The sequence below is a fragment of the Streptomyces sp. NPDC015242 genome (assembly GCF_043079125.1).
Lineage (GTDB): Bacteria > Actinomycetota > Actinomycetes > Streptomycetales > Streptomycetaceae > Streptomyces.
On the sequence record NZ_JBIBUF010000003.1, the window covers coordinates 653,424 to 669,968 of the forward strand.

A 16,545-nucleotide genomic window follows, 5' to 3' on the forward strand; every position below is an offset into this window, starting at 1 on the left:
CCGATGGATGGCCTCTTGCCCAGGTTCAGTGTCATTGTCCCCGCGTACCAGGTTCAGGCGTACCTGCACGAGTGCCTCGAATCGGTGCTCTCCCAGTCCTGTCCCGATCTGGAACTCATCGTCGTCGACGACTGCTCGCCGGACGCGTGCGGCGCGATCATCGACGAGTTCGCCGCCCGCGACGCGCGTGTGCTCCCCGTCCACCTGCCGGAGAACGTCGGCCTGGGCCGTGCGAGAAACGCGGGCGTGGCCCGCGCGAGCGGTGACTACCTGCTGTTCCTCGACAGCGACGACACCCTGACGCCCGACGCGCTGCGCGCCGTCGCCGACCGGCTGAAGGAGACGGGCGATCCGGACGTCCTGGTCTTCGACTACGCGCGCACCTACTGGACGGGCGAGGCGGTCCGCAACCAGGCGGCCCTGCAGCTGACCGAGCAGGGCCCGGCTCCGTTCCGCCTGGAGGACCGGCCGGGCCTGCTGCGGCTGCTGATGGTCGCCTGGAACAAGGCCTACCGGCGGGAGTTCGTCGAGAAGGAGGGCTTCGCCTTCCCGCCCGGCCTGTACGAGGACACGCCGTGGACGTACCCGGTGCTGATGACCGCGGAGTCGATCGCGACGTTGGACCGGGTCTGCGTGCACTACCGGCAGCGGCGCCTCGGCAGCATCCTGCGCACCACCAGCGAACGGCACTTCGACGTCTTCGAGCAGTACGACCGGGTGTTCGCCTTCCTGGACGAGCGGCCGGAACTGGCGCAGTGGCGGGCGGTGTTGTTCCGCCGCATGGTCCACCACCTGGCGATCGTGTACTCCCGGCGGGACCGGCTGCCCAAGGGCTCGCGCGCCGCCTTCCTGCGCCGGGCCCGCGCCCACTACCGCCGCTACCGCACCCCCGGCGCCCCCGTCCCGCTGCGCGCCCGGGTGCACCACACCCTGATCCGCTTCGGACTGCACCGCACCTACCGGACCCTGCAGCTGGCGTCGGCCCTGCACCGCGGCCTGTCCAGGAGCACCGGGAAGGTGCTGCGGGGCCTGCGCGCGGCCGCCCTGCGCTCCCACTACCGGATGCAGCGCTGCCTGCCGCTGCGCGCCGACCGGGCCGTCTTCGCCGCCTACGACGGCCGCGGCCACAGCTGCAGCCCGGGCGCGCTGGAGGCGGCGTTCCGCGACCTCGCGCCGCACGTGCGCACGGCGTGGGTCGCCCGCCCCGAGCACCACCACACGATCCCGCCGGGCCCGCGCCGCCTCGTCCCCGGCACGGCCGCCTACTGGACGGCGCTGGCCCGCTCCCGGTACCTGGTCAGCAACACCGACTTCGACCCCGGCCTGGCCAAGCGCCGGGGCCAGGTGCTGATCCAGACCGGGCAGGGCACCCCGCTGGGCCACATCGGCCTGGACCTCCAGGAGCGCCCGGCGGCCGCCCGGGGCCGGGACTTCGCCCGGCTGCTCCGCGGCGTCGACCAGTGGGACTACGTGCTGTCGGCCAACCGCCACACCACCCTGACCCACGAGCGCGTCCACCCCGGCCGCTACACCACGCTGGAGTACGGCTGCCCCCGCAACGACGTGTTCCGGACCGCCACCCCGGCGGACGTGACCCGGCTGCGCGCCTCGCTCGGCATCCCGGAGGGCACGGTGGCGATCCTGTACGCGCCGGCCCACCGCGACTACCGCCGCTCGCCGTACCGCAGCCTGGACCTGCAGCGGATCGCGCGCCGGCTGGGCCCGCGCTTCGTCGTCCTGGCCCGCGGCCACCACGCCTACGGCACCCCGCTGACCACGACCTGCGGCCGGGTCGTCGACGTCAGCGACCATCCGAACGTCCAGTCGCTCTGCCTGGCCTCCGACGCCCTGGTCACCGACTACTCGTCGCTGATGTTCGACTACGCCAACCTGGACCGGCCGATCGTGATCCACACGGACGACTGGGAGGCGTACGAGGCGGCCCGCGGCACCTACTTCGACCTGCGTGCCTTCCCGCCCGGCGCGATCGCGCGCGGCGAGGACGAGCTGATCGACATCTTCGCCACCGGCCACTGGCGCGGCTCCCGCTCGGCGCAGCTGCGCGCGGCGTTCCGCGAGCGGTTCTGCGCCTACGACGACGGGCGGGCCGCCGAGCGGGTGGTGCGCAGGGTCGTCCTCGGGGAGACGGAGCTGCCGCCGGTGGTGCCGCTCGGCGAGCGCAGCCCGGTGCCGTCGGCGGCGTCCGCGCTGGCCCGTGAGCCGCTCGCCACGGTGCCGCATCCGGCCGGCCCGCACCCGGCCGCCGTCACCGACCGCCTCTGACCACGCCTCTCACCCCGGGAGTCCCATGCCCTCCAGCCCGTCGCGGCCGACGCCCAGCCGGCCGTCCTCCTGGCGCCCGTCCGGCCGCCCGGGCCGCCCGCGCGTGGCCTGAGGCGGCCCGCGGTCCCCTGCGTCCCCGGCGGCGGCACAGCCCGCGGCAGCGACCGTCCCCGACAGCAGTCCCGAACAGCAGCAGTCTCGACAGAAAGAGCAGAATGCCCCGCTTCAGCATCGTCGTCCCGTCCCATGGCGTCACGGGCCGGCTGTCCCTGGCGCTGGACTCGATCCTCGCCCAGTCGTTCGGCGACTTCGAGCTGATCCCGGTGTGCGACGCGCCCGACGCGCCGGCGGCGGACGTCGTCGCCGGGTACGCCGAGCGGGACTCGCGGGTGACGCCGGTGCACTCGCCGCCGTCGGCCGGTCTGGCCGGGGCGCGCAACACCGGGCTGCGGGCGGCGGTCGGCGGCCATGTGCTGTTCCTCGACGGCGACGACGTGCTGGCGCCGGGGGCGCTGGCGGCGCTGGACGCCCGGCTGGGCGAGACGGGCGACGTGGACGTGCTGTACTTCGAGCACGAGCGCACCCCCTGGTGGGAGGGCGAGCCGAGCAACCCGGCCGCGCCCCTGCTGGCCGGGACGCCGAAGGGGGCCTTCTCCCCCGGTGAGGCCCCGCGGCTGACCGGCGTGGCGCTCCCGGCGTGGAGCGCGGCCTACCGCCGGGCCTTCCTGACCGAAGGGGACCTGGTCTTCCCCGGCGACCACTTCACGGACGTGGGGTTCGGCGGTCTGGCCGCCCTGCGGGCGGAGCGGGCGGCGGTCCTGCGGTCGGTCGTGGTCCGGCATCTGGTGCGCCGGCAGGGCAACCGGCTGAACCTGCCCGGCGGGCACCACGCCGAGCTGCTCGACCAGACCGAGCTGGTGCTGACCGCGGCGGCGGAGCAGGGGCTGCCCGCGGAGCGGCTGGGACCGCTGTTCGAGCAGCTGTTCGCCGCCGTGCTGAAGACGGCCGCGCACCCGCGGCGGCTGCCGGCCGGGCGGCGCGCGTTCTTCCGGCGGGCCGGCGCGCTGTACCGGGAGCACCGCCCCGCCGGGTACCGGGCGCCCGGCGGCAGCCTCGGCGTGCAGCACCGGCTGCTGGCGTCCGGCTCGTACGGGGCGTTCCGCGCGCTGCGCGCCGCGAACCGGAGGGCCGCGGCGGCCGCCGCGCTGCTCCCCCGCCCGCGCGGGCTGCGCACCCGGCTGCGGTACGCGGCCCGGCTGCGCCTCCCGCTCGACGAGAACCTGGTCGTGTACTGCGCGTACTGGGGCCGCGGCTACGCCTGCAACCCGGCGGCGATCCACGCCAAGGCCCGCGAACTCGCCCCGCACCTGCGGGCGGTGTTCCTGGTGGAGCCGGACGCGGTGGGGAGCATGCCGCCGGACGTGGAGTACGCGGTGATCGGCAGCCGGAGGTACTGGGACGTGCTGGCCCGCGCGAAGTACCTGGTCAACAACGCCAACTTCGCGGACGCGGTGGTCAAGCGGCCGGGCAGCGTGCACCTGCAGACCCAGCACGGCACACCGCTGAAGACGATGGGCGCGGACCAGTCGGCATACCCGGTGGTGGCGGCGGCGACCGGCAGTTTCGCCAAGCTGCTGGCCCGGGTGGACCGCTGGGACTACAACCTCACCTCCAACCGTCACTCCACCGAGATGTGGGAGCGGGCCTTCCCCAGCTCGCACGAGACGCTGGAGTACGGCTATCCGCGCAACGACGTCTACTGCACGGCCTCCGGCGAGGACGTCGCCCGCGTCCGCAAGGAACTGGGCGTCCCGGACGGCAAGAAGGCCCTGCTGTACGCCCCCACCCACCGCGACTACGCCACCGGCTTCGCGACGGGCCTGGACCTCGCCGAGTTCTGCGAGGCGATCGGCGACGAGTACGTCGTGCTGCTGCGCGCCCACTACTTCTACGACCGGGGCGCCTCCCGGGGCGGCGGCCGGATCATCGACGTCACCGGGCACCGCTCCTCGGAGGACGTGTGCCTGGCGGCGGACGCGCTGATCACCGACTACTCGTCGATCATGTTCGACTACGCCAACCTGGACCGGCCGATCGTCGTGTACGCCGACGACTGGGACGTCTACCGGGAGACCCGGGGTGTCTACTTCGACCTGATGGAGTTCCCGCCGGGCCGGGTCGCCCGGACCCCGGAGGAGCTGGCGGCCGTCTTCCGCGACGGCGGCTGGGCCGACGCGACGGCCACGGCGCTGCGGGCCGCGTTCCGGGAGCGGTTCTGCCAGTTCGACGACGGGCGGGCCGCCGAGCGGGTGGTGCGCCGGGTGCTGCTGGGCGAGCCGCCCGAGTCGGTCCCGCCCGTGCTGCCGCTCGCCGAGCGCGTCCCCGCCCCCGCCGCCACCCTCTCGAGGAGCTGACCGAAGAAGTGCCCCGCTTCAGCATCATCGTCCCCGTCTACAACGTGCAGGGCTTCCTGCGCGAGTGTCTCGACTCGGTGCTCGGCCAGTCCCACGGCGACTTCGAGGTGATCGCCGTGGACGACCGCTCGCCGGACGGCAGCGGCGCGATCCTCGACGAGTACGCCGCCCGCGACGACCGGGTGCGGGTGCTGCACCTGCCGGAGAACGTGGGTCTGGGCCGGGCCCGCAACGCCGGTCTCGCCGAGGCGGCCGGCGACTACGTCCTGTTCCTGGACAGCGACGACCACTACACGCCGGGCCTGCTGGCGGCCGTCGCCGCGCGGCTGGAGGCGACCGGCGAGCCCGACATCCTGGTCTTCGACCATGTGCGCACCCACTGGTGGGGCCGGGGCGGGCGCAGCGAGGCGGCGGACCTGCTGGCCGCCGCGGGCCTGGACACCTTCACCGTCCGGGAGAGCCCGCAGTACCTGAAGCTGTTCCTGGTGGCCTGGAACAAGGCGTACCGGCGCTCCTTCTTCCAGGGGCACGGCCTGGAGTACGCGCCGGGCCTGTACGAGGACGCGCCGGTCACCTACCGGTCGATGGTGCTGGCGGAGCGCATCGCCTGCCTGGACCGGATCGGCGTGGAGTACCGGCAGCGCAGGCAGGGCGCCATCACCAAGACTCCGGGGCGTCGGCACTTCGAGATCTTCGCGCAGTACGAGGGCCTGTTCGCGTTCCTGGAGCAGCGCCCCGACCTCGGCTGGGCACGGCCGCTGCTGCTGGAGCGGGCCCTGGACCACATGCTGTTCGTGCTGGCCCGCGAGGACCGGGTGCGGCCCGCGGACCGGGGTGACTTCTACCGCGAGATCCGCTCCTTCCACCGCCGTCACCTTCCCGAGGGCGGCTTCCCCGAGCCGGACGGCTGGCGCGGGGTGGAGACGCGGCTGCTGGCGGCGGCGCCCTACCCGGCGTACGCGGCGGCGCGCGGTCTGCGGGACCTGCGCGCGAGCGCCCTGGGCGGGCGGCGGCGGGTGGCGCGGAAGGCGTCGGAGACCGCCCTGCGCGGCTGGTACGGGCTCCAGTCGAAGCGCCCGCTCGACCCGCACCTGGCCGTCTACGCGGCGACCCACCACCGCGGGGTGTCCGGCGACCCGGCCGCGATCCACGCCAAGGCCCGCGAGATCGCCCCGCACATCCGGGGCGTGTGGGTGGTGCGGGAGGACGCGGTGGACACGCTGCCGCCCGGCATCGAGCACGTGACGCCGGGCTCGCGGCGCTATCACGAGGTCATGGCGCGGGCCACGTACTGGGTGAACAACGTCAACTGGCCCGGCACCCTCGCCAAGCGGCCCGGCAGCGTCCACATCCACACCCACCAGGGCACCCCGCTGAAGTTCATGGGCGCCGACCTGCTGACCAAGCCGGGTGCCCGGCACGGTTTCGACGTGCCGCAGATGCTGCGCCGGGCCGACCGCTGGGACTACAGCCTGGTCGCCGGGCGGCACGCGGAACGGGCCTGGGAGCGGGCGTACCCGTGTCACTTCACCTCGCTGCGCACCGGCAGCCCGCGCAACGACGTGCTGCTCGGGGCCGGTCCGGAGCGGGGCCGGGCGGTGCGCGAGCGGCTCGGCGTCCCCGCGGACCACACGGTGGTGCTGTACGCGCCGACCCGCCGCGACTACCGCAAGGGCGGCCACGTCGACCGGTTCGACCTCGCGCGGTTCGCGGCGGACCTGGGCCCCGGGCACACCCTGGTCGTGCGGCTGCACCCGTCGCTGGCCGGGGGTGTGGCGCGCGGTCTGGGCCTGTCCGACCTGCACCGGCGGGGCGTGCTGGTGGACGCGACGGACGAGCCGCACGTCGAGGACCTGCTGCTCGCCGCGGACGCCCTGGTCACCGACTACTCCGCCCTGATGTTCGACTACGTCCTGCTGGACCGGCCGATCGTGGTGCACGCGGACGACTGGGGCGCGTTCGCGGCCAGCCGGGGCGCGTACTTCGACATCACGGCGGACGCGCCGGGCCATGTGTCGCGCTCCTACCGTGAGCTGGCCTGGCTGTTCGCGTCCGGCACCTGGCAGGACGAGGAGGCGGCGCGGCTGCGTGCCGGCTTCCGCGAGCGGTACTGCGAGTTCGAGGACGGGCGGGCCGCCGAGCGGGTCGTCCGCCTGCTGATGCTGGGCGAGCGGGGCGGCGCGCTGCTGCCCGCGGCCCGCCGGACCGAGGGCGTTCCCGCCCGCCCCGAGGCGCTGATCGACAGATGACGACACCCACCACTCCGGAAGCCGTCCCCTCCCTGCCCGGCCAGCGGGCCGTCCCGTCCCGGCCGCCGGCCGCCGCCGTACGGCTGGGGCGGGTGCACCGGTGGCACGCGGCCCTGGTCGCCGTGCCCACCGCGGCCCTGTTCGTGCTGGGCTACCGGCGCCGCTGGATCTGCGACGACGGGCTGATCTACCTGCGCCCGGTCCGGCAGATCCTGGCGGGCCACGGGCCCGTGTTCAACGTCGGGGAGCGGGCCGAGAGCTCGACCGGCACCCTGTGGCAGTGGCTGCTCGCGCTGGCCACCTGGGTCACCGGCGAGGACCCGGCGTTCCTCGCGGTGGGCCTCGGCCTGCTGCTGAGCACGGCCGGGTTCGCGCTGGCCCTGTGGGCGACCTGCCGGCTGCACCGGGGCGCGGGGCTGCTGCTCCCGGCCGGGGTGTTCGTGCTGCTGGCCGTGCCGCCGTTCTGGTCGTACATGACCTCCGGGCTGGAGAGCGGGCTCGGCGCCTGCTGGACCGGTCTGTCGTGGTGGCTGCTCACGCGGGTGCGCCGGGGGCAGGAGGCCCGGGAGACGTGTCTCGCGGCGTTCGTGTTCGGCCTTGGGCCGCTGGTCCGGCCGGATCTGGCGGTGGTCACGGCGTGCTTCCTGGCGGCGCAGTGGTGGGTGCTGCGGCCGTCCCGGCGCGGCGTGGCGGCGCTGCTGGCGTCGGCGGGCGCGGTGCCGCTGGCGTACGAGGTGTTCCGGGCCGGGTACTACGGGATCCTGGTGCCGCTGCCGGCCATCGCCAAGGAGGCGGGCGCCAGCGACTGGGGCCGGGGCGCCGGGTACGTGCAGGAGACGCTGGGGCCGTACTGGCTGTGGCCGGTCGTGCCCGTGCTGGCCGTGCTGGCCGGGCTGCTGGTGCGGCGCGCCCGGCGGCAGCGGGCGGAGCGGGCACCGGGCCGCGTCCCGCTCGCGGTGCTGCTGGCGCCGTTCGCTGCCGGTGCGCTGCTGGCCGGGTACGTCGTCCGCGTGGGCGGTGACTACATGCACGCCCGCATGATCCTGCCCGCGCTGCTGCTGCTTCTCCTGCCGGTTCTGGTGGTGCCGGCGAACCGGGTCACGGGCGCGGCGAGCGCCCTGCTGGCGGTGTGGCTGTGCGCGGCGGTCAGTCCGCTGCGGGCGCCGTTCGACGTGCGCAGCACGCCCGGCTCGTTCAACGTGCGCAGCTCCGACGTGGAGGGCCTCGGCGACCACAACCCGGTCCGCACCGCCACCTGGGTGGCGAACTGGCCCGCGCTGCCGGAGGGCCGCCGCATGCTGGCCGAGGCCGCCCGCGCGCCCCGGCCGACGCTGCTGTACTTCGACGGCGGGCGGCGCCTGCACGCCACGCCGATGCGCGCGGACTCCCCGTACCGCGTGGTGATCGTGGGGCGTCATCTCGGCGTCACGGGGGCGGCGGCGCCGCTCGACGCGTATGTCAACGACGCGTGGGGGCTGGCCAGTCCGATCGGCGCGCACCTCGCGCTGGAGCGGTGGAGCTGGCCGGGGCACGAGAAGTTCCTGCGCAACCACTGGGTCTTCGCCGAGTGGGCGGTGCCGGAGCCGCCCCGTCGCGACCTGCTGCGGGCCGGGGCCACCCGGGAGACGGTCGAGGCGGCCCGGGCCGCGCTGGGCTGCGGGCGGCTCGCCGAACTGACGGACTCGGTGCGGGCGCCCCTCACCGCCGAGCGGTTCTGGCAGAACCTCACCGGGGCCTTCGAGCGGACACGGTTCCGGTTCGCCCGCTGGCCCGCGACGGCGGAGAAGACGCTGTGCGACTGAGCTGACGGCAGGTGGGCGTAGCCGCCTCACCCGATGAAGTGACGCGGGGTCAGGGCGGGCGTGGGCCCGGGAACATTCGGCGCATGCCCCAGACCCTTCCCCCTCTCCTGTGAGCGCCCCGGTCCTCGTCCGGCGGGCCGTGCGCGGCGCGACGGCACTGCGCGGCGGCCGGGCGGGACGCCCCACCCCGTACCAGTTCTACGGCGCCCTGTTCTGGCTGGTGATGACGCTGGCGTACTGGCGGGTGCCGCTGTGCTGCGACGCCGGGCAGCACGCGGCGGTGATCGAGCGCCTCAGGGACGACCTGCTGCACCCCGCCCACACCATGGCGGACCTGCCCGGCGAGGGCAGCCCCTACTACGGCCCGTACGCCGTCGCACAGGGCGTGCTGGCGCGGCTGACGGGGCTGTCCGGCTGGGCGGTCGTGAAGCTCGCCGGGCCGGTCCACCTGCTGGTCCTGCTCGCCGGGCTCGGCCGTTTCGTGCGGAGCCTGACCGCCCGGCCGTGGGCGCCGGTGCTGGCGCTGCTGTTCATGACGCTGCTGTGGGGCACCACGCGGATCCTGTGGAGCGGCTACCTCGGGCTGATGTCGATGACGACGAACCTGGGCTATCCGTCCGCGCTGGCCATCGGCCTGACGTTCTGGGCGTGGGCCTGGACGGGCACCCGGGCCCGGGAGGACGCCCCGGCCGTCCGGTTCGTCGGCCCGAGCGGGCTCGGCGGCTGGTGGGGGTACGCCGGGATCGGCGCCCTGTACGCGCTGATCCTGCTGACGCACCCGGTCACGGCCGCGTCGGCGCTCACCGGGGCGGTGGCGATCGTGGCGTCCCGGCAGCGCGGCTGGCGCCGGCCGGTCGCGGCGCGCTGGGCGCTGACCGCCGGGGTCTGCGCGGCCCTCGCCCTGGCGTGGCCGTACTACGACGTGCTGGATCTGGTGGGCGACACCGGCATGGACGCGATGCACCGGCAGCTGTACGAGCGGATGCTCGCCAACTCCTGGCTGGCGCTGCTCGGCCTGCCCGCGCTGTGGCTGCGGGCGCGGCGCTCGGCGCGTGACCCGCTGGTGTGGATGTTCGCGCTGGAGTGCCTGCTGGTGGCGTACGGCTGGGTGAGCGGGCACTACACGTACGCCCGCGCCCTGTGGGCCGTGCTGGTGCCGCCGCAGTTCGCGCTGGCGGTGGAGCTGGCCGCGGCCCGGCCCTGGGGGCGGGCCCGCAGGGTGCTGGGCGGGGCGGCGGCGGCCGGGGTGTGCGCCGGGTTCCTCACCGTGCACGCCGGGGCGGTCGTGCCGCGCTCGGTCGATCCGGTGGGCTTCGCGCAGCCGACGCGCTGGCCGTCGTACGCGTGGGCGGCGCGGCACATCGGGCGGGGCGAGGTGGTGATCACCGACGGGTACTTCGCGAGTCACGCCCTCGCCGGCCACGGGCCGAACCTGGCCGCGCCCATCTGGCCGGACCCGGCGCTGGACGAGGCGGAGCGCAAGCGCCGCGCGGCCGACGTGCGCGCCTACCTCGCGGACGGCTCGACCCGCGCCGGGCGGGCCGCCGTCGTCCGCCGCTACCACGTGCGCTGGCTGCTGCTGACGCGCTGGCACCCGGTGCCCGAGGAGGCCGTGGTGGTGGCGTGGAGCGGACGGACGGGGGAGGTCCTGGCGCGGGTCGGACCGTGACGCGCGGCGGGTCCTACTCGATGACGAGGTCGACGTCGATGTTGCCGCGGGTGGCGTTGGAGTAGGGGCAGACCTGGTGGGCCTGGTCGACCAGCTTGCGGCCGGTCGCCTCGTCCACGCTGTCGGGGAGCTCCACCCGGAGGGTGACGGCGAGCCCGAAGCCCTCGCCCTGCTTGCCTATCGAGACCTCCGCGGTCACGGCGGCGTCGCTGACGTCGACCTTGGCCTGGCGGCCGACCAGGCCGAGGGCGCTGCCGAAGCAGGCGGCGTAGCCGGCGGCGAAGAGCTGCTCGGGGTTGGTGCCCTGGCCGTTGCCGCCCATCGCCTGGGGCACGCCCAGGGCGAGGTCCAGCACGCCGTCGGAGCTGACGGCCCGCCCGTCACGGCCGTGGGTGGCGGTGGCGACAGCGGTGTAGAGCGCGTCCATGGAAGACCTTCCCTCTCACGTCATGGTTCGGCGGTCCGCTTCCGGGCCGCCCGACACCAAGAATTAGAGCACACAATTGAATTGTGCACAATTAAATGGAGGGCGCGAGCTACCCTGGAGGCATGAACACGCAGGACGACGACTGGCTCCGCCTGGACCAGCAGATCTGTTTCTCCCTGCACGCGGCCTCCCGCGCCTTCAACGGCGTCTACCGCGTGATCCTGAAGGACCTGGGGCTCACCTACCCGCAGTACCTGGTGATGCTGGTGCTGTGGGAGCACGGCGAGCTGCCCGTGAAGAAGCTCGGGGAGCATCTGCGGCTGGACTCCGGCACGCTGTCGCCGCTGCTCAAGCGGCTGGAGGCGGCCGGTCTCGTGCGCCGGGAGCGCAGCGCGCTCGACGAGCGGTCGGTGCAGGTGCGGCTCACCGAGGAGGGCACCGCGCTGCGGGGGCGGGCCCTGGAGGTGCCACGCCGGATCGCCGCCTCGACGGGCTTCGACGCCGCCGGGATCCGCGAACTGCGCGCCCGCCTCGACGAACTCACCACGGCGCTGGACGGGGCCGCGCTCGCCGAGTCGCCGGGCGGCTCACCGGCAGCCGGGCGGTCGTAGCGACGCCGGGCGGCACCTCGGCGGACCACCGCCGCACGTGCAGGCGCAGCACCACGTCGCCCCGGACGTGCTCCTCCCGGACGGTGAACTCCCGCGCGAGTACGGCCAGCTTGGTGCGCTCCACGGGGTCGGCCGGCGACCAGCCCGGGTCCAGCGCGTACCGTTCGGCGACCAGCCAGACGCGGTCCACCGAGGCGAGCCGCTGCCGCAGTTGGCGGGGCGTCGCCTCCCGCCCCCACAGCGTCCCGGACCGGGGCGCCGACTCCCGCAGCGCGATGTCCCGCACCCGCGCGAACCCCCTCGGGTAGGCCAGCGCGGCGAGCCTGCCGACCGACGGCACGAACAGCACCGGGTCGCCGGGGCGCATCTGACGGACGGCGAGCGCGGAGACCACGGCCAGGTTGTCCGGGCGGTGCGCCGCCGAGCGGTCCTGGCGGTACACCGGCACCTGGTGCAGGAAGGCGGCGATCAGCGCGAGGACGCCGGCGGATCCCACCAGGGCGCGCACCTGCCGGCCGCGGATCCGCACGCGCCGCCCGTCGAACCGCAGCCGCCCGAGCGCCCCGGCCACCCGCGCGGCCCCGGCCGCGACCAGCAGGGACGCGCCCGCCAGGGCGTACAGCACGTACCGGTCGTGGTACAGCGGCCGGACCTGGGAGGCGGTCAGCAGCAGGCCCGGCGGCACCACCAGCAGCGGCAGCGCGACCGCCGCCGTGCGCCGCGCCCGAAGCCCGACGGCCATCAGCAGCAGCGCCCCCCAGAAGACCGCCCCGTCCGGGCCGGGCAGGACGTTCCGGGCCAGCCGCGCCACCCGGTCCCAGCCGGGCGTCACCAGCCAGGCGACCTGCCCCGACTGCCCCTGCGAGACCCACACCAGCGGCAGCAGGAGCACCACCACGGCGCCCGCCGCGCGGCTCCAGCCCCACCACACCGCGCGGGGGACCCGCCCCAGGGCCAGGGTCAGGGCGTGCGCGCAGAGCACCAGCACGGCGAACTCGTGCAGCAGGCACGTCACGGCGAGGACCGCGCCGTACGGCCACCACACCCGGGCGTCGCCCGCGTCCACGGCCCGCACCAGCAGCAGCGTCGCCGCCGTCACGCCCGCCGCGACGAGCGCGTACGACCGTCCTTCCTGGGCGTAGTGACCGGTCATCGGCGTGATCGCGTAGAGGAGACCGGCCGACAGGCCGACCCGCGGACCGGCCAGCCGGGCGCCCAGGGCCGCGACCAGGCCGGCGGTGGCCGTCGCCGCGGCCACGGACGGCAGGCGCAGCACGACCTCGTCCGGGCGGACGGCGAGGACGGCGTGCATGACCAGGTAGTACAGGCCGTGCACCGCGTCCACGTCGTGCACCAGCCGCCAGATCTGCGGAACCGTGCGCTGCGCGACCTGGAAGGTGACGCTCTCGTCGCCCCACATGCCGCCGCGGTCCAGGCCCCACAGCCCGATCCCGAGCATGACCGCCATGGGGACCGCCACGGGCAGCGCGTGTGTCCCGAACCGGCCGCTCCCCCTCGCCTGTCCGATCGTCACGGCCCGATTCTGTGCCGCTTGGGACCGTTTCGCTGGGTTTGGTGGTGTGTTATCACTTTCATGTCATTCGCCCGGCTTACGATCCGCAGTGATGGATGCCCTGAGGAACGACGGGAACGGCGTCGCCGTCGTGGTCATCGGCTACGACGACGCCGCCCATGTGACGGACGCCGTGCGCTCGGCACTCGACCAGGGTCCTGCCGTGCGGGAGGTCGTCGCCGTCGACGACTGCTCGACGGACGGCAGCGCGGATCTGCTCGACCGGCTCGCCGCGTCGGAGCCCCGGCTGCGGGTGATCCGCCGGCGGGCCAACAGCGGCGGCTGCGGCACCCCGCGCAACACCGGGCTCGACGCGGTCGCCTCGCCCTGGGTGATGTTCCTGGACAGCGACGACGTCCTGCCGCCCGGCGCCGTCGACGCGCTGCTCGAAGCGGCGGAGGGGACCCACGCCGAGGTGGTGGGCGGCCTGTGCGTGCGCAGGGAACTGCCCTCGGGCCGCGAGGTCCCCTGGCAGGCGGGCCTCTACGCCCACCACGCCGTGGTGCCGCGGCCCGTGGGCAGGCCCCGCCTGGTCCACGACACGCTCTGCGTCAACAAGCTCTACCGGACCGGCTTCCTGCGCGCGCACCGCATCCGCTTCCCCGAGGGCCGCTTCCCCTACGAGGACGTCGTCTTCACCGCGCGCGTCCTGGCCGCCGCCCCGCGGATCGCCCTGGTGCCGGACCGGGTGTACGTCTGGCACGTGCGGCGGTCCGCCGAGCGGCTGTCCATCTCACTGGACCGGGCCGGCGTCGACAACTGGCGCGCCCGCACGGAGGCCTGCCGGCAGGCGTACGAGGTCCTGCTGGGCGCCGGGCAGAAGGACCTCGCGCGGGCGGTACGCGCCAAGTTCCTCGATCACGACCTGCGGATGTACCTGCGCGAACTCGGGTTGCGGGACGCCTCCTACCAGCGCGCGTGGTGGGAGCTCACGCGGGCGCATCTCGCGGAGTACGACGCCGACGACTGGGCCCGCGGCCCGGTCGCTCCGGGCCGGCTGGCCGGGCGGGTCGTGCTGGCCGCCCCGGAGCCGCGCGACCTGCCCCGGCTGCGGGAGCTGGCGGCCCGCCCGGCCCGGCTCTGCCCGCCGTACGCCCGGGCCGCCGACGGCACGCCCGTCTGGTCCGGCGACCTGCCCCAGGTCTCCCTCGAAGGCCTGCTGAGCGCTCCGGTGCGGGCGCTTCCCCTCGCGGCCGACGCCGCGCTGCGGCCCCGCGTCCGGGGCACCCGGCTGCGGCTGCGGCTGCACGAGCTGTACGGGCGCGTGGCGCAGGCCGGACCGGAGGCGGTGGAGGTGGAGTGGTGGCACCGGGACGACGGGGGTGTGGTCGTCCCGGGCGGGACCGTGCCGCTCACGCCGGGTGACGGGGCCGAGGCCCGCCCGGCCGGAACCTCCGCCACCTGGTCGGCCGAGGTCGCCGTCGGCCTGCCGGCCCTGGCCGCGCTCGGCGCGGGCACCTGGGACCTGCGCCTGCGTCTCCGCTTCCGTGACGGCGGGAGCCGCGAGGTCACGGCGCACGCGCTGACGGGCGCCGGTCTGCTGCGCCGCCGCGCCGTCCCGAGTGCCCGGCGCGGCGTGGTACTCGTACAGCCGTACACCACGCACTCCGGCGCGCTGGCGCTGCGGGTGGCACCGGGCGTACGCGGTGTGCTCGCCGTCGTACGCCGGAGGCTGCGCCGCCTGCTTCACTGAGAACACCACGACGCACCGGCCACGACGGACCAGCGCCACGCACACCACCACGGGCCAACTGACGAGGGGACGGCCGCACATGACCTGGTTGATCACCGGCGGCGCCGGCTACATCGGCGCACATGTCGTACGGGCGATGACCGCGGCGGGAGAGCGGGCGGTGGTGTACGACGACCTGTCCACCGGCATCGCCGAGCGCGTGCCCGACGGCGTGCCGCTCGTGGTGGGCTCGGTCCTGGACGGTGAGCGGCTCGCGCGCGCCCTCGCGGACCACGAGGTCACCGGCGTCGTGCACCTCGCGGCGAAGAAGCAGGTGGGCGAGTCCGTCGAGCAGCCGCTGCGCTACTACCGGGAGAACGTCGAGGGCCTGCGGATCCTGCTGGACGCGGTGACGGCCGCGCGGGTGCCGTCGTTCGTGTTCTCCTCCTCGGCGGCGGTCTACGGCATGCCGGACGTGGACCTGGTCACCGAGGAGACGCCCTGCGCGCCGATGTCGCCGTACGGCGAGACCAAGCTGGCCGGTGAGTGGCTGGTGCGCGCCACGGGACGGGCGACCGGGCTGGCGACCGCCTGCCTGCGCTACTTCAACGTGGCGGGCGCGGCGAGCCCGGAGCTGGCGGACACGGGCGTCTTCAACCTCGTGCCGATGGTCTTCGAGAAGCTCACGGACAACGCGCCGCCGCGCGTCTTCGGCGACGACTACCCGACCCCGGACGGCACCTGCGTACGGGACTACATCCACGTCGTCGACCTGGCCGAGGCCCATGTCGCCGCGGCCCGGGTGCTGCGCTCCTCCCCCGGCCGCGATCTCACCGTGAACATCGGCCGGGGCGAGGGCGTCTCCGTGCGCGAGATGATCGACCGCATCAAGGCGGTCACCGGCTACGACCTGCCGCCGGAGGTGACGCCCCGCCGTCCGGGCGACCCGGCCCGGGTCGTCGCCTCCGCGGACCGGGCCGCCGCCGAACTGGGCTGGAAGGCCCGGCACGACGTCCAGGACATGATCGCGTCGGCGTGGCAGGGGTGGCTGCGGCTGCACCCCGAGGCCGCGCGGCGCTGATCCGCCCCGCCCGGGCAGGCCGCCCGGAGGGGGGCGGGCCGTTCACAACGCGCGCAGCGCCGCCGCCGTCGCCGTCGCCAGCGAGCCCAGGTAGCCCTTGGGCGGCTTCGGGCTGCGGATCACCACCGAGCGCCAGTACAGCGGGCCCGAGATCAGGTCGAGCGCCAGGTCGTGGTCGAGGCCCTCGCTCAGCTCCCCGCGCCGCTGCGCCGCCGTGACGATGCCGGTGGCGACCCCGTCCTGGCCCTCGCGCAGGGCCTTCCGCAGGGCCTCGGCGATCTCGGCGTTGCGGGCGGCCTCCGCCTGGAGGTCGGGGATGATCTGCGAGGCGACGGGGTGGCGCAGGGCGCGGGAGGTCACCTCGTACAGCAGCCGCAGGTCGCCCTCCAGGGAGCCGGTGTCCGGCGCGGGCAGGCCCTGCACGGCGAGCGCCGAGACGATGTCCAGCACCAGGTGCAGCTTGGAGCGCCAGCGGCGGTAGACCGCCGTCTTCCCGACCCCCGCGCGGCGCGCGATCCCCTCGATGGACATCCGCGCGTAGCCGACGGCCGCGAGCTCCTCGAACACGGCCGCCCGGATGGCTTCCGTCACGTCCTGCCGCAGGACGGCAGCGCCCGCGGGGGCCCGGCGGCGCGGGGACGGCTGGGGCTCCTCCGGCTTCGTCGTCATGCCGGACAGCATAGGGCGCCACGACGAAACGGTTGCGTCGCGACGCTCGAACGGATTACGCTCGCGTTGCGACGATACGGTCCCGTCCCGACGTA

The 16,545-nt window shown here is 75.1% G+C and carries 11 protein-coding genes; 8 read left to right on the forward strand and 3 right to left on the reverse strand.

Translation table 11 applies throughout. The features are described 5' to 3' along the window. The first annotated feature begins 15 nt into the window (after nucleotides 1-15). The 5 genes from ACF07N_RS14450 to ACF07N_RS14470 all read left to right on the forward strand — a co-directional run bounded on the left by ACF07N_RS14450 (nucleotide 16) and on the right by ACF07N_RS14470 (nucleotide 10,417). Complete coding sequence (locus ACF07N_RS14450; RefSeq protein WP_392112305.1) at nucleotides 16-2,283, forward strand: CDP-glycerol glycerophosphotransferase family protein; 2,268 nt, start codon at nucleotides 16-18, stop codon at nucleotides 2,281-2,283. 215 nt (nucleotides 2,284-2,498) lie between these two features. Continuing rightward, a complete protein-coding gene (locus tag ACF07N_RS14455) occupies nucleotides 2,499-4,697 on the forward strand; it encodes a CDP-glycerol glycerophosphotransferase family protein (protein WP_392112308.1) in 2,199 nt (732 codons plus the stop codon). Nucleotides 4,698-4,705: 8 nt separating this feature from the next. Continuing rightward, a complete protein-coding gene (locus tag ACF07N_RS14460) occupies nucleotides 4,706-6,946 on the forward strand; it encodes a CDP-glycerol glycerophosphotransferase family protein (protein WP_392112311.1) in 2,241 nt (746 codons plus the stop codon). Then, complete coding sequence (locus ACF07N_RS14465; RefSeq protein WP_392112314.1) at nucleotides 6,943-8,748, forward strand: hypothetical protein; 1,806 nt, start codon at nucleotides 6,943-6,945, stop codon at nucleotides 8,746-8,748. The genes ACF07N_RS14460 and ACF07N_RS14465 overlap by 4 nt, the downstream gene beginning before the upstream one ends. Nucleotides 8,749-8,857: 109 nt before the next feature. Further along, a complete protein-coding gene (locus ACF07N_RS14470; RefSeq protein ID WP_392112317.1) occupies nucleotides 8,858-10,417 on the forward strand; it encodes a hypothetical protein in 1,560 nt (519 codons plus the stop codon). 13 nt (nucleotides 10,418-10,430) lie between these two features. Here ACF07N_RS14470 and ACF07N_RS14475 read toward each other — a convergent pair whose 3' ends face one another. Then, nucleotides 10,431-10,844: an organic hydroperoxide resistance protein gene (locus ACF07N_RS14475; RefSeq protein ID WP_383335826.1), complete on the reverse strand. Its 414-nt coding sequence runs from the start codon at nucleotides 10,842-10,844 to the stop codon at nucleotides 10,431-10,433. 122 nt (nucleotides 10,845-10,966) lie between these two features. Here ACF07N_RS14475 and ACF07N_RS14480 point away from each other — a divergent pair, with 122 nt between their 5' ends. Continuing rightward, a complete protein-coding gene (locus ACF07N_RS14480; protein ID WP_383585322.1) occupies nucleotides 10,967-11,455 on the forward strand; it encodes a MarR family winged helix-turn-helix transcriptional regulator in 489 nt (162 codons plus the stop codon). On the opposite strand, the gene ACF07N_RS14485 is transcribed toward ACF07N_RS14480, so the two are convergent. Continuing rightward, entirely contained in the window at nucleotides 11,385-12,923 is a 1,539-nt protein-coding gene (locus ACF07N_RS14485) for a glycosyltransferase family 39 protein (protein ID WP_392112425.1), read from the reverse strand. The two genes, ACF07N_RS14480 and ACF07N_RS14485, sit on opposite strands and share 71 nt — an antisense overlap. A 157-nt stretch (nucleotides 12,924-13,080) precedes the next feature. Here ACF07N_RS14485 and ACF07N_RS14490 point away from each other — a divergent pair, with 157 nt between their 5' ends. Together ACF07N_RS14490 and galE are read left to right on the forward strand one after the other, a co-directional pair. Further along, entirely contained in the window at nucleotides 13,081-14,721 is a 1,641-nt protein-coding gene (locus ACF07N_RS14490) for a glycosyltransferase family 2 protein (RefSeq protein WP_392112321.1), read from the forward strand. A gap of 79 nt (nucleotides 14,722-14,800) precedes the next feature. Then, nucleotides 14,801-15,781, forward strand: a complete 981-nt coding sequence (gene galE / locus ACF07N_RS14495; RefSeq protein ID WP_392112324.1) for a UDP-glucose 4-epimerase GalE — start codon at nucleotides 14,801-14,803, stop codon at nucleotides 15,779-15,781. A gap of 42 nt (nucleotides 15,782-15,823) precedes the next feature. Here the strand turns inward: galE and ACF07N_RS14500 are convergent, their stop codons facing one another. Continuing rightward, nucleotides 15,824-16,450, reverse strand: a complete 627-nt coding sequence (locus ACF07N_RS14500) for a TetR/AcrR family transcriptional regulator (RefSeq protein ID WP_383585316.1) — start codon at nucleotides 16,448-16,450, stop codon at nucleotides 15,824-15,826. Between the last annotated feature and the right edge of the window lie 95 nt (nucleotides 16,451-16,545).

What these genes read in the sequence shown, in the direction of transcription:
- ACF07N_RS14455 (WP_392112308.1), top strand. Translation starts at nt 2,499, where the DNA reads ATGCCCCGCTTCAGCATCGTCGTCCCGTCCCATGGCGTCACGGGCCGG.
- ACF07N_RS14465 (WP_392112314.1), top strand. Translation starts at nt 6,943, where the DNA reads ATGACGACACCCACCACTCCGGAAGCCGTCCCCTCCCTGCCCGGCCAG.
- ACF07N_RS14475 (WP_383335826.1), bottom strand. Translation starts at nt 10,844, where the DNA reads ATGGACGCGCTCTACACCGCTGTCGCCACCGCCACCCACGGCCGTGAC.
- ACF07N_RS14480 (WP_383585322.1), top strand. Translation starts at nt 10,967, where the DNA reads ATGAACACGCAGGACGACGACTGGCTCCGCCTGGACCAGCAGATCTGT.
- ACF07N_RS14485 (WP_392112425.1), bottom strand. Translation starts at nt 12,923, where the DNA reads ATGGCGGTCATGCTCGGGATCGGGCTGTGGGGCCTGGACCGCGGCGGC.
- ACF07N_RS14490 (WP_392112321.1), top strand. Translation starts at nt 13,081, where the DNA reads ATGGATGCCCTGAGGAACGACGGGAACGGCGTCGCCGTCGTGGTCATC.
- galE (WP_392112324.1), top strand. Translation starts at nt 14,801, where the DNA reads ATGACCTGGTTGATCACCGGCGGCGCCGGCTACATCGGCGCACATGTC.
- ACF07N_RS14500 (WP_383585316.1), bottom strand. Translation starts at nt 16,450, where the DNA reads ATGACGACGAAGCCGGAGGAGCCCCAGCCGTCCCCGCGCCGCCGGGCC.